Origin of the sequence: Kitasatospora sp. NPDC091257, assembly GCF_044757675.1 — a bacterium.
GTDB classification, from domain to species: Bacteria; Actinomycetota; Actinomycetes; order Streptomycetales; family Streptomycetaceae; genus Kitasatospora; species Kitasatospora lactacystinica.
Genome location: NZ_JBIVVI010000033.1, coordinates 1 through 18,005, shown reverse-complemented (window position 1 = coordinate 18,005; position 18,005 = coordinate 1). Strand labels below are relative to the sequence as shown.

14 protein-coding genes and 1 tRNA gene are annotated in these 18,005 nt (G+C 73.6%); 9 read left to right on the top strand and 6 right to left on the bottom strand.

Annotation, left to right across the window (positions count from 1 at the left end):
• Positions 1 to 64: 64 nt before the first annotated feature.
• On the bottom strand, positions 65 to 1,447 hold the full coding sequence (locus tag ACIQOV_RS03040) for an ABC1 kinase family protein (protein ID WP_401044187.1): 1,383 nt from the start codon (positions 1,445 to 1,447) through the stop codon (positions 65 to 67).
• Between the two features lie 227 nt (positions 1,448 to 1,674).
• Positions 1,675 to 2,763, bottom strand: coding sequence for a ThiF family adenylyltransferase (locus ACIQOV_RS03035; protein ID WP_401044185.1), 1,089 nt, complete (start codon positions 2,761 to 2,763; stop codon positions 1,675 to 1,677).
• Positions 2,764 to 3,018: 255 nt separating this feature from the next.
• Between ACIQOV_RS03035 and ACIQOV_RS03030 the strand changes: the two genes are divergently transcribed.
• On the top strand, positions 3,019 to 3,756 hold the full coding sequence (locus ACIQOV_RS03030; RefSeq protein ID WP_401044183.1) for a M48 family metallopeptidase: 738 nt from the start codon (positions 3,019 to 3,021) through the stop codon (positions 3,754 to 3,756).
• A 111-nt stretch (positions 3,757 to 3,867) separates the two neighbouring features.
• On the opposite strand, the gene ACIQOV_RS03025 is transcribed toward ACIQOV_RS03030, so the two are convergent.
• Both ACIQOV_RS03025 and ACIQOV_RS03020 read right to left on the bottom strand, forming a co-directional pair.
• Positions 3,868 to 4,470 carry an NUDIX hydrolase gene (locus ACIQOV_RS03025; protein ID WP_359908388.1) on the bottom strand — a complete coding sequence of 201 codons (603 nt, stop codon included), beginning with the start codon at positions 4,468 to 4,470 and terminating at the stop codon, positions 3,868 to 3,870.
• Positions 4,467 to 5,987: a zinc-dependent metalloprotease gene (locus ACIQOV_RS03020; RefSeq protein ID WP_401044180.1), complete on the bottom strand. Its 1,521-nt coding sequence runs from the start codon at positions 5,985 to 5,987 to the stop codon at positions 4,467 to 4,469. The genes ACIQOV_RS03025 and ACIQOV_RS03020 overlap by 4 nt, the downstream gene beginning before the upstream one ends.
• 199 nt (positions 5,988 to 6,186) lie before the next feature.
• On the opposite strand from ACIQOV_RS03020, the gene ACIQOV_RS03015 reads away from it, so the two are divergent.
• The 4 genes from ACIQOV_RS03015 to ACIQOV_RS03000 all read left to right on the top strand — a co-directional run bounded on the left by ACIQOV_RS03015 (position 6,187) and on the right by ACIQOV_RS03000 (position 9,514).
• Positions 6,187 to 7,335 (top strand): NAD-dependent epimerase/dehydratase family protein, encoded by a 1,149-nt coding sequence (locus tag ACIQOV_RS03015; protein WP_359908394.1) that lies wholly within the window; start codon positions 6,187 to 6,189, stop codon positions 7,333 to 7,335.
• 182 nt (positions 7,336 to 7,517) lie between these two features.
• Positions 7,518 to 7,958 (top strand): molybdenum cofactor biosynthesis protein MoaE, encoded by a 441-nt coding sequence (locus ACIQOV_RS03010; protein ID WP_359908397.1) that lies wholly within the window; start codon positions 7,518 to 7,520, stop codon positions 7,956 to 7,958.
• Between the two features lie 212 nt (positions 7,959 to 8,170).
• Positions 8,171 to 8,362, top strand: a complete 192-nt coding sequence (locus tag ACIQOV_RS03005; protein ID WP_401044177.1) for a hypothetical protein — start codon at positions 8,171 to 8,173, stop codon at positions 8,360 to 8,362.
• A 42-nt stretch (positions 8,363 to 8,404) separates the two neighbouring features.
• The gene (locus ACIQOV_RS03000) at positions 8,405 to 9,514 is read left to right on the top strand and encodes a PDZ domain-containing protein (protein ID WP_359908403.1); all 1,110 of its coding nucleotides are present in this window, start codon (positions 8,405 to 8,407) and stop codon (positions 9,512 to 9,514) included.
• Between the two features lie 62 nt (positions 9,515 to 9,576).
• On the opposite strand, the gene ACIQOV_RS02995 is transcribed toward ACIQOV_RS03000, so the two are convergent.
• On the bottom strand, positions 9,577 to 10,149 hold the full coding sequence (locus tag ACIQOV_RS02995) for a PPA1309 family protein (protein WP_359908408.1): 573 nt from the start codon (positions 10,147 to 10,149) through the stop codon (positions 9,577 to 9,579).
• A 250-nt stretch (positions 10,150 to 10,399) separates the two neighbouring features.
• On the opposite strand from ACIQOV_RS02995, the gene ACIQOV_RS02990 reads away from it, so the two are divergent.
• From ACIQOV_RS02990 to ACIQOV_RS02980, 3 genes are all read left to right on the top strand, one after another.
• Complete coding sequence (locus tag ACIQOV_RS02990; RefSeq protein WP_401044190.1) at positions 10,400 to 13,357, top strand: UPF0182 family protein; 2,958 nt, start codon at positions 10,400 to 10,402, stop codon at positions 13,355 to 13,357.
• 64 nt (positions 13,358 to 13,421) lie between these two features.
• A tRNA-Met gene (locus tag ACIQOV_RS02985) sits at positions 13,422 to 13,495 on the top strand.
• Positions 13,496 to 13,862: 367 nt separating this feature from the next.
• Positions 13,863 to 15,839 carry a sel1 repeat family protein gene (locus ACIQOV_RS02980; RefSeq protein ID WP_401044173.1) on the top strand — a complete coding sequence of 659 codons (1,977 nt, stop codon included), beginning with the start codon at positions 13,863 to 13,865 and terminating at the stop codon, positions 15,837 to 15,839.
• A 92-nt stretch (positions 15,840 to 15,931) separates the two neighbouring features.
• Here the strand turns inward: ACIQOV_RS02980 and ACIQOV_RS02975 are convergent, their stop codons facing one another.
• Positions 15,932 to 16,345: a Fur family transcriptional regulator gene (locus tag ACIQOV_RS02975; RefSeq protein WP_380354946.1), complete on the bottom strand. Its 414-nt coding sequence runs from the start codon at positions 16,343 to 16,345 to the stop codon at positions 15,932 to 15,934.
• Between the two features lie 104 nt (positions 16,346 to 16,449).
• On the opposite strand from ACIQOV_RS02975, the gene ACIQOV_RS02970 reads away from it, so the two are divergent.
• Positions 16,450 to 17,925, top strand: coding sequence for a catalase (locus ACIQOV_RS02970; protein WP_359908420.1), 1,476 nt, complete (start codon positions 16,450 to 16,452; stop codon positions 17,923 to 17,925).
• Positions 17,926 to 18,005: the final 80 nt, after the last annotated feature.

Genomic DNA, 18,005 nt, shown 5'->3' with positions numbered 1-18,005 from the left:
GTCGTGCCGCAGGCCGCTCCCCGTCGTCGGGGAGCGGCCTGCGGCCGTTGTCGCGGTGCCTGGGTCAGTCCTCGCGGACCCGGGCGGGCGCGGCGGGCTCCGCCGGCCCTGCCGACGGGTGCCCGGCGAACTCGGGCAGCCACGCCAGCATCTCGGCGCGGAACGGCGCCTTGGCGCCCAGCTGGCAGAGCACCCCGATGGTGCTCAGCGTCACCCGGTGGATCAGCAGGTACGCGGGCGGCAGGTTCAGCTGCTTGCCCAGGTTGTAGGCGGGCGAGCGCGGATCGGCGATCCGGGCCGCCTGGGCGCGCATCCAGGTCCGGGTGAAGTGGAAGTTCTCCACCGCGGCCGGCTCGATGATCGGCAGCAGGTAGTCCAGCACCGCGTCCGGATCCAGCCGGATCGAGGGCTTCACGAAGCCCTCCTCGCGCAGCATCCGGAGCACCCCGGCCGCGTCCCCGGCCAACGCCATCCGCAGCGAGGCCCCGATCGGCGCGGGCAGCCCGCCGGGCAGCCGGTCCACGGTGCCGAAGTCCAGCACGCCCAGCCGCCAGCCCGACGCCGGGCCGTCGTCCTTCAGCAGCCGGAAGTTGCCCGGGTGCGGGTCCGCGTGCAGCAGCCCCGTCCGGGACGGGCCCGCGAACAGGAACCGGGCCAGCAGCTGCCCGGCGCGGTCGCGCTCCTCCTGGGTGCCGCCCGCGATCACCTCGGCCAGCGGGGTGCCGCCCATCCACTCGGTGACCAGCACCTGGTCGGCCTGGGCCACCACGCCCGGCACCACGATGTCCGGGTCGTCCGTGAACTCCTCGGCGTGCCGGCGCTGGGCCTGCGCCTCCAGCTCGTAGTCCAGCTCCTCCGAGACGCGCTCGCGCAGCTCGGCGATCAGCGGCTTGATGTCCAGCCCGGGGATCAGCGGTCCCAGCAGCCAGGCCACCCGGCTCAGCTGCGAGAGGTCCGCGAGCAGGGCGTCGCCCGCGCCCGGGTACTGCACCTTGACGGCGACCGTGCGGCCGTCGTGCCAGACCGCCTTGTGCACCTGGCCGATCGAGGCGGCGGCCGAGGGCCGGTCGTCGAACTCCCGGAACAGCTCGCGCCAGGAGTCGCCGAGCCGCTGGGCGAGCGCGGTGTGCACCTTGGCGGCGGGCATCGGGGGAGCGGCGTCCTGGAGCTTGGTGAGCGCCGCCCGGTACGGCCCGGCCACCTCCTCCGGCAGCGCGGCCTCGAAGACGGACAGCACCTGCCCGAACTTCATCGCCCCGCCCTTGAGTTCGCCGAGGACCTTGAACAGCTGGTCCGCGGTGGCCTGTTGGAGCTCGGCGGTGACGACCTCGGCGGAGCGGCCGCCGATCCGCTTGCCCAGGCCGAGCGTGGCGCGGCCGGCTATCCCCAGCGGCAGGGCGGCGAGCCGTGCCGTGCGGGTCATTGCCTTGCGCGGAAGATCGCTCACCCCGGGCCTCCATTCCCCGGCCCCCCGGTTCCGGGCGGCCGACCATCTCTACGCCATTGTGCCCGCTCCCTGCCGCGTGCCCCTCGGAATTCCGTGGGGCGGGGCCGGGAGTGCCCTCGCTTTGCGGGGAGTTGGGTGGCTTGGTCCGGTGGGGGCCGGTGGTTCCGCGCCGGAAGTCGGCTCGGCCGACTTCCCGCGCGGGGCCGGATGGCTTCCTCCGGGGCTCCTCACCCCGGCGGCAGCGGCTGCCACAGGCAGCCGCAGTCGGGGTGCCCGCGCAGCCGCAGGCGCCTCGGCATGCCGTCCCCGGCCGAGACCTCGCACCAGCCGTCCACGCTCGGCGGCCGGCCGCCGTCCAGGAACACCTGGACGTGCAGCGCCGCCAGCCCGGCGACCGTCGTCGCCAGCGCCGTGTCGCAGGCCGGGGTCCGGGCCCGTCCGGGGCCTCCGTCGGCGAGCTGGGCCAGGACCCGGGGCCAGGCGGCGTCCTCGTCCTCCCGGCGCAGCACCAGGCAGTGCCCGCAGGCGGACACCCCGGGGATCACCAGCGGTCCGACGACGCCGAACTCCTCGACCACGCCCACGTAGAGGTGCGGCACCCCGGCCCGCAGCAGCAGTCGGGCCTCGTACGTCCCGCCGGCGAAGGCGGCGCTGCCGTCCCGCGGCGCGAGGACCACGAAGTCCGGTGGCGGCTCCCCGGTGCGGCGCCGGGGCAGGGGCGCCGGCGGCCGGCCGGTGGCCCGCTGCACCGCCTCCCGGGCCGCCGTCGAGCGCAGCCGTCCGACGTCCCCGGGCGGCAGCCCGGCGGGGGAGCAGTCCTCCGGCTTCACCCGGCCGCGGTCCGCGACCGTGACCGTGCCGGTGCCGCCCGCCGCGAGCACCGCCGCCACGGCGGTGCCGACCCGGCCCGCGCCGCGCACCTCGATCCGCGCGTCGGCCCGGCGGCCGAGGACCGCCGGTGCGGCGCCCGGGCCGGAGTGGACCAGGGAGAGCGAGGCGAGGTCGGGGCCGAGCAGGTCCCGCTGCTGCGGGGGGAAGCGGGCCAGGGCGCGGCGGTCGGCCTCCGCGTCGTCCAGCAGGCCGGTCTCCTCCAGGCCGGTGAGCAGGGTGTCGGCCGGTTCGCGGCCGAGCCCGATGCGTTCGCCCTCGGTCAGGAGCTCCGGTCGCTCCCGTGTCCCGTCGAGCAGCGCGAGGAAGTCGCAGAGGGTCTTGTCGGCGTTGCCGAGCACCCCGGCGAAGCGGGTGACGGTGCCGAACTGCAGGGTCTGCGGGTCCCGCCAGCTGCGGGACAGCGCGGGTTTGAGGGCGAGGCGCACGACGATCTCCCTTCCGATCGTTTCCGGACGGCCGACCGCAGCTTGCCCCATCGCGCCGACGTCGTGCGGAAGGTTGTCCACAGGGCCGTGCGCATGATCGCACCATCCGTTCGCGCGCCCTGTGGATAACCGGCCATCCCCTCCGGAGTCGGTTTCCGGACACCCGCCGTCGACTTTTCGTTCCCGATCACTCCATGAAAGATTCCGGCCACGGCAGCGGACTTCTGTCCGTGGTACCGGGTAACGTCGTGTGCCATGGCAGCCGAGCGGGACTCCCATCCTCCGGCGTCGAGTCGGCGTGCCCGCGCAGCGTCCGGGTCGCAGGTCGCGGCGCCGAACACACGCGGGCGCCCCGACCAGCGGCAGCAGCCGAGGCCGGCTCCACCGCAGCCGCCGCCCTCCGGCGCGGCGGCCCCCGAGGCGCACGACCGCGGCCGGGTCGAGGTGCGCCGCAGCGCCCGCCGCAGCCGTACGGTCTCCGCCTACCGCGAGGGCGACCGCACCGTGGTGCTGATCCCGGCCCGGATGTCGCACGCCGAGGAGCAGCGCTGGGTCGCGCAGATGCTGGAGAAGCTCGCCGCCCAGGAGTCCCGGCGGACCCCCGGTGACGAGGCCCTGATGACCCGGGCCCGCGAGCTGTCGGGCGCCTACCTGGACGGTCGCGCCCGGCCCAGCCAGGTCCGCTGGGTCACCAACCAGAATTCCCGCTGGGGCTCCTGCACCCCCAGCGAGGGGACGATCCGTCTCTCCCACCGGCTCCAGGGCATGCCGGAGTACGTGCTGGACTACGTGCTGCTGCACGAGCTGGCGCACCTGCTGGTGCCGGACCACGGCCCGGCGTTCTGGGCCCTGCTGGAGTCCTACCCGCGGACCGAGCGGGCCCGCGGCTACCTGGAGGGCGTGGTCTCCGCCGCCCGGCTGCCGCACATCCCCGGCGCGCGGCACGCGGCCCCGGATCCGTCCGGGCCGGACCCGGACTCCTCCTGCGGCTGAGGCCGCGGCGGCGCGGGTATGCACCTGGCCGGAGACCGGTCGGTCCGACCGGAGGAACGACGGAAGGGGGCGCGGGCCAATAGGCTCCGCGCCCCCTTCCGACGTCGCACCTCAGCCGGTCAGCTGCCGTGCCCGGGCCACCAGGTCGCGCACCGAGTGGTCGGTGAGCTCCGGCAGCCGGTCGTAGTCGAACCAGCGCAGGTCCAGCGACTCCTCGCTGATCAGCGCCTGCGCGCCGGCCGGGGCCAGCGCGATGTACTGGACGTCCAGGTGGGTGTTCTCCGGCCGGTCCTTGCCGGTGCAGCGGACCAGGTGCCGGTCCAGCTTGGCCGGCACCGGGGCGCCGTCGCTCTCCAGCAGCACCAGGTCGGGGATGCCGGACTCCTCGACGGCCTCGCGCAGCGCGGCCGAGGCGAGGTCGCGGTCGCCGGGCTCGCAGTGCCCGCCCATCTGGAGCCACATGCCGACCTTGGGGTGCAGGGTGAGCAGCACCCGCCCGGCGGCCGGGTCGACGACCGCCGCGCTCGCGGTGATGTGCGCGGGCAGGCAGGAGCGGTACAGGCCCTCGGGCTGCTCGGCCAGGTGCTCCAGGTAGTCCAGCCGCAGCCGCTCCTGGTCCTCGTCGGCGGGCCGCCACCCGGTCAGCGCGCGGACGGCGTCCGCGTGCAGTCCGGTGCCGGGCGTCCCGGTGGCGGGCGTCTCGGTCGCCGTCATGCGGTGGGCTCGCCCTTTCCGTCGGTGCCGTCCTCGTCGGTCCCCGGCCGCTCGTCCTTCTTGGTGAGGTCGGGCTTGCCGGCCGCGGCCTCGCCGAGCAGCTTGTCGAAGGCGTCGAAGTCGATGCCGCCCTCCAGGTCGTCGGCGGAGCCCCGGTGCACGAAGGCGTCCGGGTCGTCCAGGTCGGCGGCGGTGGGCAGCATGTCCGGGTGCTCCCAGAGCGCGTCGCGGCCCTCGATGCCGCGGGCGTCGGCGAGCAGCGCCCAGAGCCGGGAGGCGTCGCGCAGCCGGCGCGGACGCAGCTCCAGGCCGACCAGGGTGGCGAAGGTCTGCTCGGCGGGCCCGCCGGCCGCGCGGCGGCGGCGGACGGTCTCGCGCAGCGCGCCGGCCTGCGGCAGGTGCGGCTCGGCGGCGGCGTGCACGACGGCGTCGACCCAGCCCTCGACCAGCGCGAGCGCGGTCTCCAGGCGGGCGAGCGCGGCCTTCTGCTCCGGGGTGTCCTCGGGCTGGAGCAGGCCGCCGGCCAGCGCCTCCTGCAGCGCCTCCGGGTTGCTCGGGTCGAGCTGGCCGACCAGCTCCTCCATCCGGGAGGTGTCGACCTTGATGCCGCGCGCGTAGGCCTCGACGGCGCCCAGCAGGTGGGCCCGCAGCCACGGCACGTGGGCGAAGAGCCGCTGGTGGGCGGCTTCGCGCAGGGCGAGGTAGAGCCGGACCTCGTCGGCGGGCACGCTCAGGCCCTCGCCGAACTCGGCGACGTTCTGCGGCAGCAGCGCGGCCTTGCCGGCCGGGGCGAGCGGCAGGCCGACGTCGGAGGAGCCGACCACCTCGCCGGCGAGCGCGCCGAGCGCCTGGCCGATCTGGGTGCCGAACATGGCGCCGCCCATCGAGCGCATCACGCCCATCAGCGGGCCGGCCATGGCCTGCATCTCCTCGGGCAGCACGCCGCCCATGGCGTTGCCGACCCGCTCGGCGACCGGGTCCACCAGGTCCTTCCAGACCGGGAGGGTGGCCTCGATCCACTCGGCGCGGCTCCAGGCGACGGCGGTGCCGGCCCCGGAGGGGAACTCGGTGGAGCCGTCGAGCCACAGGTCGGCCAGGCGGACGGCCTCGGCGACGGCGGAGCGCTCGGCCGCGCTGACCGAGCGGTCCTTGCTCTTGCCCTCGGCGGGCTCGGCGACCACGGTCTGGCGGGCGATGTTCGTGGCGAGGTCCCAGTTCACCGGGCCGCCCTCGAACGAGAGCATCTGGCCGAGCTGCTGGAAGGCGGCGCCGAGGTCACCCGGGTTCATGCCGCCGAACATCGCGGCGAAGGGGTTGTCGGCTCCGGCGCCGCCCGGGGCGCCGGGCATGCCGAACATCGCGCCGAAGGGGTTGCCGCCGCCGAAGCCGAACGGCTGCGGACCGCCGCCGGACTGCTCCTGGTCCTTCTTCTCGTTCTTCTGCGCGTCGTCGGGCTTGGCCTTGCCGTCCTCGGGCTCCTCGGGCGGAACGCCGAATCCGAAGGGAAGGTCGCTCACGGGGTCCTCGATCCGGTCGGCCGTCATGCGGGTGTGGCGGAAAAGTCTGCGCCCGGGGCGGCGGCGGAGTGGGGGACTCGGGGGCGGCTCCCGCGCGGCAGGCCCGCGCCGGGTGCACCGCCGGGCCTTCGCCTCGGGCAGGATGGACGTACGTGACACACGTCCGTACGCACATAAAGCTAACCGTGGAGGATGGCCGGTGAGTTCCCCGCCCTCGGACGTTCGCTCTGGGCTGACCGGAGGAGAGGACGCGTCGGACACCACGGCGTCGCCGTCTCCAGCCTACGGCGGACGGCCGCTGACCGTGGCGGTCACCGGCGCCGCGGGGGTGCTGGGCGAGCGGGTCGCCGCCCGGCTGGTGGCCTCCCCGCACGTCCGGAAGGTCCTCGCCGTGGACGACCGGCGGGGGGAGGTGCCGGGCGTGCAGTGGCGGGTGCTCGACGTCCGCGACCCGGCGGTGGCCGAGCGGCTGGCCGGGGTCGACGTGGTGGTGCACCTGGCGATGGACTTCGGCATGGAGTCCGACGCCCGGGCCCGCAGCGCCTACAACGTGCGCGGCGCCCAGACGGTGCTGACCGCGGCCGCGGCCGCCGGCGTCCACCGGGTGGTGCTGTGCACCTCGGCGATGGTCTACGGCGCGCTGGCCGACAACGAGGTGCCGCTGGCGGAGGACTCCGAGCTGCGGGCCACCGAGGAGGCCTCGCTGGTCGGGGACCTGCTGGAGATCGAGCGGCTGGCCCGCCGGGCGCCGCGCGCCCACCCGGGCCTCCAGGTGACGGTGCTGCGCCCGGCCGTGGTGGTGGGTCCCGGCGTGGACACCGTGCTGACCCGGCACTTCGAGGCGCCCCGGCTGCTGGTGGTGGCGGGCTCCCGCCCGTGCTGGCAGTTCTGCCACGTGGACGACCTGGCGGCGGCGCTGGAGTACGCGGCGCTGGGCCTGGTCGAGGGCGAGGTGACGGTCGGCTGCGACGGCTGGCTGGAGCAGGAGGACGTGGAGCGGCTGTCCGGGATCCGGCGGATGGAGCTGCCGGCCTCGCTGGCGCTCGGTACGGCGGCGCGGCTGCACCGGCTCGGTCTGACCCCGGCCCCGGCCGGGGACCTGGCGTACACGATGTACCCGTGGGTGGTGTCCGGGAGCCGGCTGCACGAGGCGGGCTGGCGTCCGGCGCACACCAACGAGCAGGTGCTGGCCGAGCTGCTGGAGCAGGTGTCCGGCAAGCACGCGGTGGCCGGTCGCCGGCTGGGCGGCAAGGAGGCGGCGACCAGTCTGGGGGCGGCCGGGGCGACGGTGGCGCTGGTGGGTACGGCGGCGCTGGTGCGCCGGGCCCGCAAGCGGCGGCGGTTCTGACCGGTCGGCCCCGACCGGTCGGCCCCGGTGCCGGTTCCGATCGGCCGGTTCCGTCCTGCCGGTACCGGGCGGCGTGGGGAGGCGGTCGACGGACGGCACGCGCTTCTCACGATGCGAAAGTCCGGCGTCGTGATGCGGAAAGTACGGGCCCCGTCCCGTCCCGGATGGGGAATCATGGGGTCATGTCCGAGAACCACGACCCCATCCGCCTGCTCGCCATCCGCGACACCCCGCTCTCGCTGGACGAGGTGTACGAGGCGGTCGGCGACGACGCGGCCGGCGGCACCACCGTCTTCGTCGGGACGGTCCGGGACCACGACGGCGGCAAGTCGGTCTCCGCGCTGGAGTACAGCTGCCACCCCACCGCCGAGCAGGAGATGCGCCGGATCGCCGAGAAGGTGGCCGCCGACTTCCCGGTCCGGGCGCTCGCCGCGGTCCACCGGGTGGGCCGGCTGGAGATCACGGACAAGGCCGTGATCGTCGCCGTCTCCTGCGCCCACCGCGGCGAGGCCTTCGCGGCCGCCCGTCGGCTGATCGACGACCTCAAGCACGAGGTGCCGATCTGGAAGCACCAGGTCTTCTCCGACGGCGGGGAGGAGTGGGTCGGCGCCGGCGGCTGCTGAGAGCGGGACCGGTGCGACGGAACCGATCGGCACACCTCGTGCGTCGGTCGGGTCAGGCGCGCCGAGGTCTCACTCCAACGGGTCCGTGACGGTGCTCCGAATACTCCCTGGAAGTGAGCCGATCGGCCGTCCCGTGACCCGGATGGCGCCGGCCGCGTTGTCCGCCGGAGTGGTTAATCTGCTCATAGACACGACGAGCTGGGAGTACTGACATGGGTGCGCTCGCCTGGTTGCTCATTCCGGTGGCCGCGGTCCTGGTCGCCGCCCTCTGGGCGGTGTGGGCCCAGCGGGCGCCGCGGGCCACCGGGGACCCGGCCTCGCTGGCCGAACACCGGCGTTTCATGGCCGCCATGGAACGCACCACCGCGGGCGCGGCCGCCCCCGGCGAGGGCTCCGGCAGGTAGCCCGGCGGGCGCCGCTTCGGGCGCGTCCCGTACTGTCGTGGCATGCCACGCCGCTCCGCGACGATGCTCGCTGCCACCCTGCTGCTCATAGCGCTGCTCTGCGTCTCGGTGCTGATGAAGGTGCCGTACACGGAGATGAGCCCGGGGCCGACGTACAACACGCTCGGCAACCAGGGCGGCAAGCCGGTGATCAGCATCAGCGGGCACGACTCGTACCCGACGAGCGGCCACCTCAACATGACCACCGTCCAGGTCACCGGGGCCAAGTACGAGCCCAGCCTGGTCAACGCGGTGGTCGGCTGGCTGCGGGACGACGTGCTGGTGGTGCCGCACGACAACGTCTACCCCAAGGGGCAGTCGGACGCGGAGGCCAAGAAGCAGAACGCCGAGGAGTTCGCCTCCTCCGAGGACAGCGCGCGCACCGCGGCGCTCAAGCAGCTGGGCATCCCGGTGGGCAGCGAGTTCATCGTGAAGTCGGTCACCGCGGGCGCCCCGGCCGAGGGCCGGCTGCACGCGGGGGACCAGATCGTGGCGGTGGACGGCACGCCGGTCGGCTCGGTCGAGCAGGTGGTCGCGGCCGTCACCAAGCACAAGCCGGGCGAGTCGGTGGTCTTCACCGTCGTGCCTCGGGTCAAGGACGCGAACGGCGCCGCCACGCAGGGCGGGAAGACCGACGTCACCGTCCCGACCGTCCGGGCCAAGGACCTCGACCCGAACGCCTCCGCCGAGCGGGCGGAGCTCGCGGTGGTGGGCATCGGCACCGGGATGCGGCACACCTACCCGTTCCAGATCGACATCGGCCTGCAGGACGTGGGCGGCCCGAGCGCCGGCCTGATGTTCTCGCTCGGCATCATCGACAAGCTCACCCCCGGCGGCGACCTCACCGGCGGCAAGTTCGTGGCCGGCACCGGGACCATCGACGACGACGGCAAGGTCGGCCCGATCGGCGGCATCTCGATGAAGCTGATCGCCGCCCGGGACGCCGGGGCCGAGTACTTCTTCACCCCGTCCTCGAACTGCGCCGAGGCGACCAAGAACGTGCCGTCCGGGCTGACCCTGATCAAGGCGGACACGCTGGATGGCGCGCTGAAGTCGCTGGAGCAGGTCCGCTCCGGGCAGACCTCCGCGCTGCCGTCCTGCTCCGCCGGCTGACAGGCCCGGCCGACCGCCCGGCGGGCGCCGGGCGGCCGCCGGGAGAGCCGGCGGGGAAGGCGTCAGGCGAAGGTCGCCAGCAGTGCCTCGGTCAGGCCCGGCACCAGGTCGGGGCCGGTCAGCACCTCGCGGGCGACGTCCTTGGAACGCAGCCGCAGGGCGATCTCCTTCTTGCCGCCGCGCAGCACCGCGGCGGTGATCCGCACCTCCTCGCGCTTGGGGTGGTTGGCCACCCACTCGGCGAGCTGGGCGTCGCTGGCGCCCCGCGGGCGCGACTGCTCGGCGCCCGGGGGCAGCATCATGCGCTCGACGACCAGGGCGCAGCCGGCCACCGAGTCGGGCCAGGCGATGGTGCCGAGGAACTTGTCGAGCTCCATGCCGGCCGGCAGCTCGTCCTGCTCGATCGGGGTCAGGCCGGCCTCGTCGCCCTCGGCGAGGCCGAGCTGCTTGGCGATCTTCGGGTTGGCCTTGCGCAGGGCGGCGCTGTCCACCAGGGCGAACAGCCGGGCCGGGAGGTCCCAGCCGAGGGTGGATGCGTACTCGTCGATCTCCAGCGCGGCCCGGGTCAGCGGGGTGGCGGCCGGGAGCTTGGAGACGTCGTCGGGGGAGTTGTTCAGATCAGACGCGTCGGACATGCCTCAATCCTCACACGCCGGGCGGGGCCCGCTCGCCGGGCGGTCCGCCGCGGGAGCCGTCGGCAGGGGCGCCGCGACGACCGCCGCGGGGCCGCCCGGAGGGCCGCGGGAACCACGGAAGGGACGGCCGGGGGCGGACCGGCGTCGTAACCGTCTGCTAACGGTGGGAACTCGACCAAAGCCTGGTTAAGTTTCTCTGACGACCGACCCATTCAGACGACACAGCCGAGGTGCCACCGTGGTCTTCCAGATGCCCGAACGCTCAGAGCCGGGTTTCCGGCGCAGGGTAGGCCCGCCCTCCCGGCGAGCGCGGGTGGCCCTGCTGACCCTGGGCGTGCTCGCGGTGCTCTTCCTGCTGTTCGTCATGTTCGCGGGCTTCTGGACGGACTGGCTGTGGTTCAAGTCGGTCCACTTCTCCTCGGTGTTCACCACCCAGCTGTGGACGAAGATCGGCCTGTTCGCGGTGTTCGGGCTGCTGATGGCGGTGATCGTCGGCTTCAACATCTGGCTGGCGCACCGGCTGCGGCCGCCGCTGTCGGCGATGTCGGTGGAGCAGCAGAGCCTGGACCGCTACCGGGCCGGCCTGGCGCCGTTCAAGCGCTGGGCGCTGATCGGCATCTCGCTGGTGATCGGCCTGGTGGCCGGCGCCGCCGCCTCCGGGCAGTGGCGGACCTGGCTGATGTGGACGAACTCGACCTCCTTCGGTGAGAAGGACTCGCAGTTCGGCATGGACGTCTCGTTCTACGCCTTCGACCTGCCGTTCTACGAGTTCGTGCTGGGCTTCGCGTTCAGCGCGGTGATCGTCTCGCTGCTGACCTCGGCGCTGGTGCACTACCTGTACGGCGGGCTGCGGCTGCAGGGCCCGGGCCGCCGGGCGAGTGTGGGCGCGCAGGGGCACCTGGCGGTGCTGCTGGGCGTGTTCGTGCTGCTGAAGGCCGTCGCGTACTGGCTGGACCGGTACGCGCTGGCGGTGAAGACCGGCTCGTACAAGGGCGTCTCGGGCTGGACCGGCCTGCGCTACGTGGACGCCAACGCGTTCCTGCCGGCCAAGACCATCCTGTTCTTCGTCGCGATCATCTGCGCGGTGCTGTTCTTCCTGACCCCCATCCGCCGCACCTGGGCCCCGGCCCTGATCGGCCTGGGGCTGATGGTGCTGTCGGCGGTGCTGATCGGCGGGCTGTACCCGGCGATCGTGCAGCAGTTCCAGGTCAAGCCGAACGAGCAGGCCAAGGAGACGCCGTACATCCAGAAGAACATCGACGCCACCCGCCAGGCGTACGGGATCGCGGACGCGCAGACCACCCAGTACACCCCGCAGGGCACCACCAACGCCGACGCGCTCAAGCCGGACGCGCAGACCGTCGCGGACATCCGGCTGCTGGACCCGAACGTGGTCTCGCCGACGTTCCAGTCGCTGGAGCAGCAGCGCAACTACTACGCCTTCCCGAACACGCTGGACGTGGACCGCTACGGCACCGGGCAGGGCAAGCAGGACAGCGTGATCGGCCTGCGCGAGCTCGACCTCAACGGCGTGCAGCGCAACTGGATCAACGACCACTTCAAGTACACCCACGGCTACGGCGCGGTGGCCGCCAAGGGCAACCAGGTCGACGACAAGGGCCAGCCGGTGTTCACCGAGTCGGGCCTGCCGGCCACCGGCACGCTGGGCGACTACCAGCAGCGGATCTACTACGGCGAGAAGACCACCACCTACTCGATCGTCGGCGGCGCCAACAAGGAGATCGACTACACCGATCCCAAGACCGGCCAGAACGCCGAGTACACCTACTCCGGCGGCAGCGGGGTCTCGCTGGACAACCCGCTGACCCGGGCCGCGTACGCGGTGCGCTTCAGCGAGCCGCAGATCCTCTACGCGGGGGCGATCACCGACGGTGCCAAGGTGCTCTACAACCGGACGCCCAAGGAGCGGGTGGAGAAGGTCGCGCCGTGGCTGTCGATCGACGCCGACCCGTACCCGGTGGTGCAGGACGGCCGGGTGCTCTGGGTGCTGGACGGCTACACCACCTCGGACGGCTTCCCGTTCTCCTCGAAGACGACGCTGGGCGCCGCCACCAAGGACTCGCTGACCAACCAGCGCGGTGAGCTGCTGACCGTCGCCAACCAGGTCAACTACATCCGCAACTCGGTCAAGGCCACGGTGGACGCCTACACCGGCGAGGTGAAGCTCTACCAGTGGGACGACAAGGACCCGGTCCTGAAGACCTGGATGAAGGCCTTCCCCGGCACCGTCGAGCCCAAGGCGGACATCCCGCAGGGCCTGCTGCCGCACCTGCGCTACCCGCAGGACATGTTCAAGGTGCAGCGCGACCTGCTCGGCCAGTACCACGTCACCGACGCCAACTCCTTCTTCAACGGCAGTGACATCTGGCAGGTCCCGGTGGACCCGACCAGCGACACCAAGCAGGTCCAGCCGCCGTACTACGTGACGGTGCGGATGCCGGACACCAACACCGCGAGCTTCTCGCTCACCAGCACCTTCGTGCCCAACCAGCGGCCCAACCTGGCGGCCTTCATGGCCGTCAACGCGGACCCGGGGGACGACTACGGGAAGATCCGCATCCTGAAGATGACGGGCGAGAGCGGCGCCCCGGGCCCCGGCCTGGTGCAGTCGAAGTTCAACTCCCGCCAGGAGGTGGCCAACCAGATCTTCGCGCTGAAGAGCGGCGGGGACGCCGAGCTGGAGTACGGCAACCTGCTGACCCTGCCGGTCGGCGGCGGACTGCTCAACATCGAGCCGGTGTACGTGCGCGGACGCGGCGCCAAGTACCCGACGATGCAGAAGGTCCTGGCGGTGTACGGGGACGACAACGTGGCGTTCGAGGACACCCTGGAGGCCGCGCTGAAGAAGGTGTTCGGCGGGACGCCCCCGGCGACCACCCCGACCGTGCCGGCCAACCCGGGCACCGGGACGACCCCGACCAACCCGACGACGCCCACCGCGCCGGCGCCGGGCGGGACGATCTCGCCGGAGCTCCAGAAGGCGCTCTCGGACGCGGAGAAGGCGTACAACGACAGCCAGACCGCGTTCAAGAACGGCGACTGGGTGGCCTACGGCAACGCCCAGAAGGCGCTCGGCGACGCGCTGAAGGCCGCCGAGGCGGCCCGCGGCGGCAGCCCGGCGCCCGCCCCGGGCGGCACTCCCGCCCCGGGTGCCACGGGCGGCGGATCGCCCAGCCCGCAGCCGTAGCCCACTGAGCTGCGGCAACCGTTTTCCGTTCCACCCCGCGACCGTGCTATGGTTCAACCACCGACGCGGGGTGGAGCAGCTCGGTAGCTCGCTGGGCTCATAACCCAGAGGTCGCAGGTTCAAATCCTGTCCCCGCTACAAAGGCCAGAGGCCCGGAGGATTCTTCCTCCGGGCCTCTGGTGTTTCCCGCTCCGTTCTCGCCCGGAAGCGGCGGGAACCGCTCCGGTAGTATCGACCGTCGCCAAGGACGACGGCAGCGGGGTTTGTGGGGTTGGAGTGTCGGGAAATCGACAAAGCGCCGAAGCAATTTCGTCGGCTTCGGGTCAGCCCCGCCGGAATTCGGCCGGGGCAGGTGTACGCGGGTACTGGGTGATGCGACGATGGGACACGTGGGGGACGGTGCACGGCCGCTGACCGGCCGTCGGGTCCGGCGCCTCCCCCGGGAGTCCTCCCGGTCGCACGCCGGGGCACGATGCCGCGACACTCTGGGGGAGCGGGAGTCGGCATGAGGCTGATCGGCAAGTCAGGCGCCAAGTCCGCGGCGGCCGTCGAGGCGGACACCGACGCCTGGGCGGAGAGCCCCGAGAGCACCGCCGCCCACCCCGGAGCCCTGCCCGCCCAGCGCACCAGCGGACTGTCCGAGCGTTCCCCGGCCACCGGCTACGGGCCCGACAGCCTGGTCCACGTGTCGACCCGTCAGTTCGCCGCCGCCGTCGGCGCGTACGGCGAACAGCCCGGCGGGGAGCCGGCCGCCGGCGCCGCGCTCGACCCGGCCGGCCTCGACTCGACCAGCTTCGAGACCGCCCTCGCCGCCCGCGAGTCCGCCGCGCTGGAGGCCCGCCACCGGCAGGCCGCCGACGGCGGCGACCCGGACGCCGCCTGCCGGCTCGGCACCCTGCTGCTGCGCCGCGGCGAACTGGAGGACGCCGAGTCCTACCTGCGTGCCGCCGCGGCCGCCGGGGTGCGCGCCGCCGCCAACAACCTCGGCGTGCTGCTGCACCAGCAGGGCCACCGCGCCGAGGCCGGCCAGTGGTGGCGCCAGGCCGCCGTGGCCGGCAGCGCGCCGGCCGCGCACGCGCTCGGGCTGCAACTGCGCGACCAGGGCGAGGAGGAGGCCGCCGAGTACTGGCTGCACTTCGCCGCCGACCACGGCCACCCGCTGGGCGCGTACGCCCTGGGCGACCTGATGGAGCACCGGCGGGACGTGCGCGCCGAGCGCTGGTTCAAGGTCTCCGCCGACGCCGGGCACCGGGAGGCCTCCTACCGGCTGGCCCGGATGCGCGAGGCCGCCGGGGACAAGGAGACCGCCGAGACCTGGTACCGCACCGCCGCCGCCCGCAGCCACGCCCGCGCCGCGCTGCGCCTGGGCGTGCTGCTGGAGGAGCGCGCCCGCACCGACCGGTCGCTGCTGGAGGAGGCGGCCCGCTGGTACCGGCAGGCCGCGCAGAACGGGGAGCCGCGCGCGGCCTGCGCGCTGGGCTTCCTGCTGCGCGACTCCGGGGACGTGGCGGCCGCCGCCGAGTGGTGGCAGGAGGCCGCCGAGGCCGGGGACGGCAACGCCGCCAACGCCCTGGGCGCGCTGCACGCGAGCCGCGGCGAGGCCGCCGCGGCCGAGCGCTGGTACCGCGCCGCACTCGACGCGGGAGACCAGAACGGCGCCTTCAACCTGGGCCTGCTCTGCGCCGGCACCGGCCGCGAGCAGCAGGCCGAGCAGTGGTACCGCCGGGCCGCGTACGCCGGGCACCGGGAGGCCTGCAACGCGCTGGCCGTGGTGCTGCTGCAGCGCGGCGACGAGTCCGGCGCCCAGCCCTGGTTCTCCAAGGCGGCCGAGGCCGGCAGCGTGGACGGCGCGTTCAACCTCGGCGTGCTGCACGCCGGGCGCGGCGAGCAGCAGCAGGCCCAGGAGTGGTACGCGCGCGCCGCGGCCGAGGGGCACGGCGAGGCGGCCCTGCAACTCGCGGTCGTCCAGGAGCAGCGCGGCAACCTGGCCGGGGCGCTGCAGCGCTACCGGCAGGCGGCGGCCGGAGGCTCGGCCGAGGGCGCGTTCCGGCTGGCCTCGCTGCTGGACCGGCGCGGGGACGCGGACGCCGAGGCCGAGCACTGGTACGCGCTGGCCGCCGACGCCGGGCACCGCCGGGCGCAGGTGCGGATGGGCGTGCGGGCGGCCGAGCGCGGGGCGCTGGAGATCGCGGAGAGCTGGTACCGGCGGGCCGCCGAGGCGGGCAGCCGCAGCGCCGCGTTCAACCTGGGGCTGCTGCTGGCCCGGCAGGACAGCGAGGCCGAGGCGATGCTCTGGTACACCCGGGCCGCCGACGCCGGGCACGGCCGGGCGGCGCTGCGGCTGGCGCTGCTGGCACTGCGCCGCGGGGAGCCGATGCAGGCGGAGAACTGGTGCCGGCGGGCGATCGGCTCCGGGCCGGCCGAGGTGGCCGAACGGGCCGGGCGGCTGCTGGGCGCGCTGAACGCCGAGTTGAGCGCGTAACCCCCGATTCGAGCGGCCCCGCGATCCGCTTGTCCCGCCGATCGGTGCAACTCCCTGATCGGTGCAACTCCCTGATCGGTGCAACTTCTTGATCAGGGGCGGCAGTTCGGGCACAGGCCGCGGTAGGTGACCTCGGCGGCGGTGACGGCGAAGCCGAAGCGCTCGGCGGCGGGGAGGGCGGCGAGCGGGTCGCCCTGCGGGTGGACGTCGCGGATCGCGCCGCAGCCCGAGCAGATCAGGTGCTGGTGGGCGCGGTGCGCGTTGGGGTCGTAGCGCTTGGCGCGGCCGTCGGTGGCGACCTCCAGGACCTCGCCGAGGGTGACGAGCTCGCCGAGCGTGTTGTAGACGGTGGCGCGGCTGATCTCCGGCAGCCGGGCCGCCGCGCGGGCGTGCACCTCGTCGGCGGTGAGGTGCACGTGGTCGCCGTCCAGGACCTCGGCCACGACCCGGCGTTGCGAGGTCAGCCGCCAGCCCCGTGCGCGCAGTCTCTCCAGCAGGTCGCTCATGCCATCCAGAGTAGGTCAAGCTCCGAGATTGGTTCCAGTATTGACTTGGACAAAGTCCAAGTTAGGATCGTGTCATCACGACCGGACACCGCGGAGGCACTCCCATGACGATCCAGGACGAGCAGCGCCCGACCCTGACCACGGAGGCGGGTGCCCCCGTCGCCGACAACCAGAACACCGAGACGGCGGGCGTCGGGGGCCCGGCGCTCATCCAGGACCAGCTGCTGTTCGAGAAGCTCGCGCACTTCAACCGCGAGCGGATCCCGGAGCGCGTGGTGCACGCCCGCGGCGCCGGCGCGTACGGCACCTTCACCGTGACCGCCGACGTGACGCCCTGGACCCGGGCGGCGTTCCTCTCCGAGGTCGGCAAGCAGACCGAGACGTTCCTGCGCTTCTCCACGGTGGCGGGCAACCTCGGCGCGGCCGACGCGGTGCGCGACCCGCGCGGCTTCGCGCTGAAGTTCTACACCGAGGAGGGCAACTACGACCTCGTCGGCAACAACACCCCGGTGTTCTTCATCAAGGACGCCATCAAGTTCCCCGACTTCATCCACACCCAGAAGCGCGACCCGTACACCGGCTCCCAGGAGGCGGACAACGTCTGGGACTTCTGGGGCCTGTCGCCCGAGGCCACCCACCAGGTGACCTGGCTGTTCGGCGACCGCGGCATCCCCGCCTCGTACCGGCACATGAACGGCTACGGCTCGCACACCTACCAGTGGCAGAACGAGGCCGGCGAGCACTTCTGGGTCAAGTACCACTTCAAGACCGACCAGGGCATCCGCAACCTCGCCCAGGCGGAGGCCAACACCCTCGCCGGCGAGGACCCGGACAGCCACCAGCGCGACCTGCGCGAGTCGATCGAGCGCGGCGAGTTCCCCAGCTGGACGGTGCAGGTCCAGATCATGCCGGCGGCCGACGCGGCGAACTACCGCTTCAACCCCTTCGACCTCACCAAGGTCTGGCCGCACGCCGACTACCCGCCGATCGAGATCGGGAAGCTGGAGCTCAACCGCAACCCCGACAACGTCTTCGCCGAGGTCGAGCAGTCGGTGTTCTCCCCGGCGCACTTCGTGCCCGGCATCGGCCCGTCCCCGGACAAGATGCTCCAGGGCCGCCTGTTCGCGTACGCCGACGCCCACCGCTACCGGGTCGGCATCAACGCCGACCACCTGCCGGTGAACCGTCCGCACGCCACCGAGGCCCGCACCAACAGCCGCGACGGCCACTTGTACGACGGCCGCCACGGCCGGCAGAAGAACTACGAGCCGAACAGCTTCGGCGGCCCGGTGCAGACCGGCCGTCCGCTGTGGGCCGCGACCGCCGTCGACGGCCCCACCGGCACCCACGCCGCGCCCTCGCACGCCGAGGACGACGACTTCGTGCAGGCCGGCGACCTGTACCGGCTGTTCTCCGAGGAGGAGAAGCAGCGCCTGATCGGCAACCTGGCGGGCTTCATCGCCAAGGTCTCCGCCGACCGCGAGGACATCGTGGAGCGGGCGGTCGACAACTTCCGCAAGGCCGACGCCGACTTCGGGCAGCGGCTGGACGCGGCGGTCCGGGAGCTGCGCAAGCGGTAGTCACCGGACCGGGAACGGCGGCGGCCCCCCGACCAGCTTCCACTGGTCGGGGGGCCGCGACCACGCTCGGGGCGGCCGGG

What these genes read in the sequence shown, in the direction of transcription:
- ACIQOV_RS03030 (WP_401044183.1), top strand. Translation starts at nt 3,019, where the DNA reads ATGGCAGCCGAGCGGGACTCCCATCCTCCGGCGTCGAGTCGGCGTGCC.
- ACIQOV_RS03025 (WP_359908388.1), bottom strand. Translation starts at nt 4,470, where the DNA reads ATGACGGCGACCGAGACGCCCGCCACCGGGACGCCCGGCACCGGACTG.
- ACIQOV_RS03010 (WP_359908397.1), top strand. Translation starts at nt 7,518, where the DNA reads ATGTCCGAGAACCACGACCCCATCCGCCTGCTCGCCATCCGCGACACC.
- ACIQOV_RS03005 (WP_401044177.1), top strand. Translation starts at nt 8,171, where the DNA reads ATGGGTGCGCTCGCCTGGTTGCTCATTCCGGTGGCCGCGGTCCTGGTC.
- ACIQOV_RS03000 (WP_359908403.1), top strand. Translation starts at nt 8,405, where the DNA reads ATGCCACGCCGCTCCGCGACGATGCTCGCTGCCACCCTGCTGCTCATA.
- ACIQOV_RS02995 (WP_359908408.1), bottom strand. Translation starts at nt 10,149, where the DNA reads ATGTCCGACGCGTCTGATCTGAACAACTCCCCCGACGACGTCTCCAAG.
- ACIQOV_RS02990 (WP_401044190.1), top strand. Translation starts at nt 10,400, where the DNA reads ATGCCCGAACGCTCAGAGCCGGGTTTCCGGCGCAGGGTAGGCCCGCCC.
- ACIQOV_RS02980 (WP_401044173.1), top strand. Translation starts at nt 13,863, where the DNA reads ATGAGGCTGATCGGCAAGTCAGGCGCCAAGTCCGCGGCGGCCGTCGAG.
- ACIQOV_RS02975 (WP_380354946.1), bottom strand. Translation starts at nt 16,345, where the DNA reads ATGAGCGACCTGCTGGAGAGACTGCGCGCACGGGGCTGGCGGCTGACC.
- ACIQOV_RS02970 (WP_359908420.1), top strand. Translation starts at nt 16,450, where the DNA reads ATGACGATCCAGGACGAGCAGCGCCCGACCCTGACCACGGAGGCGGGT.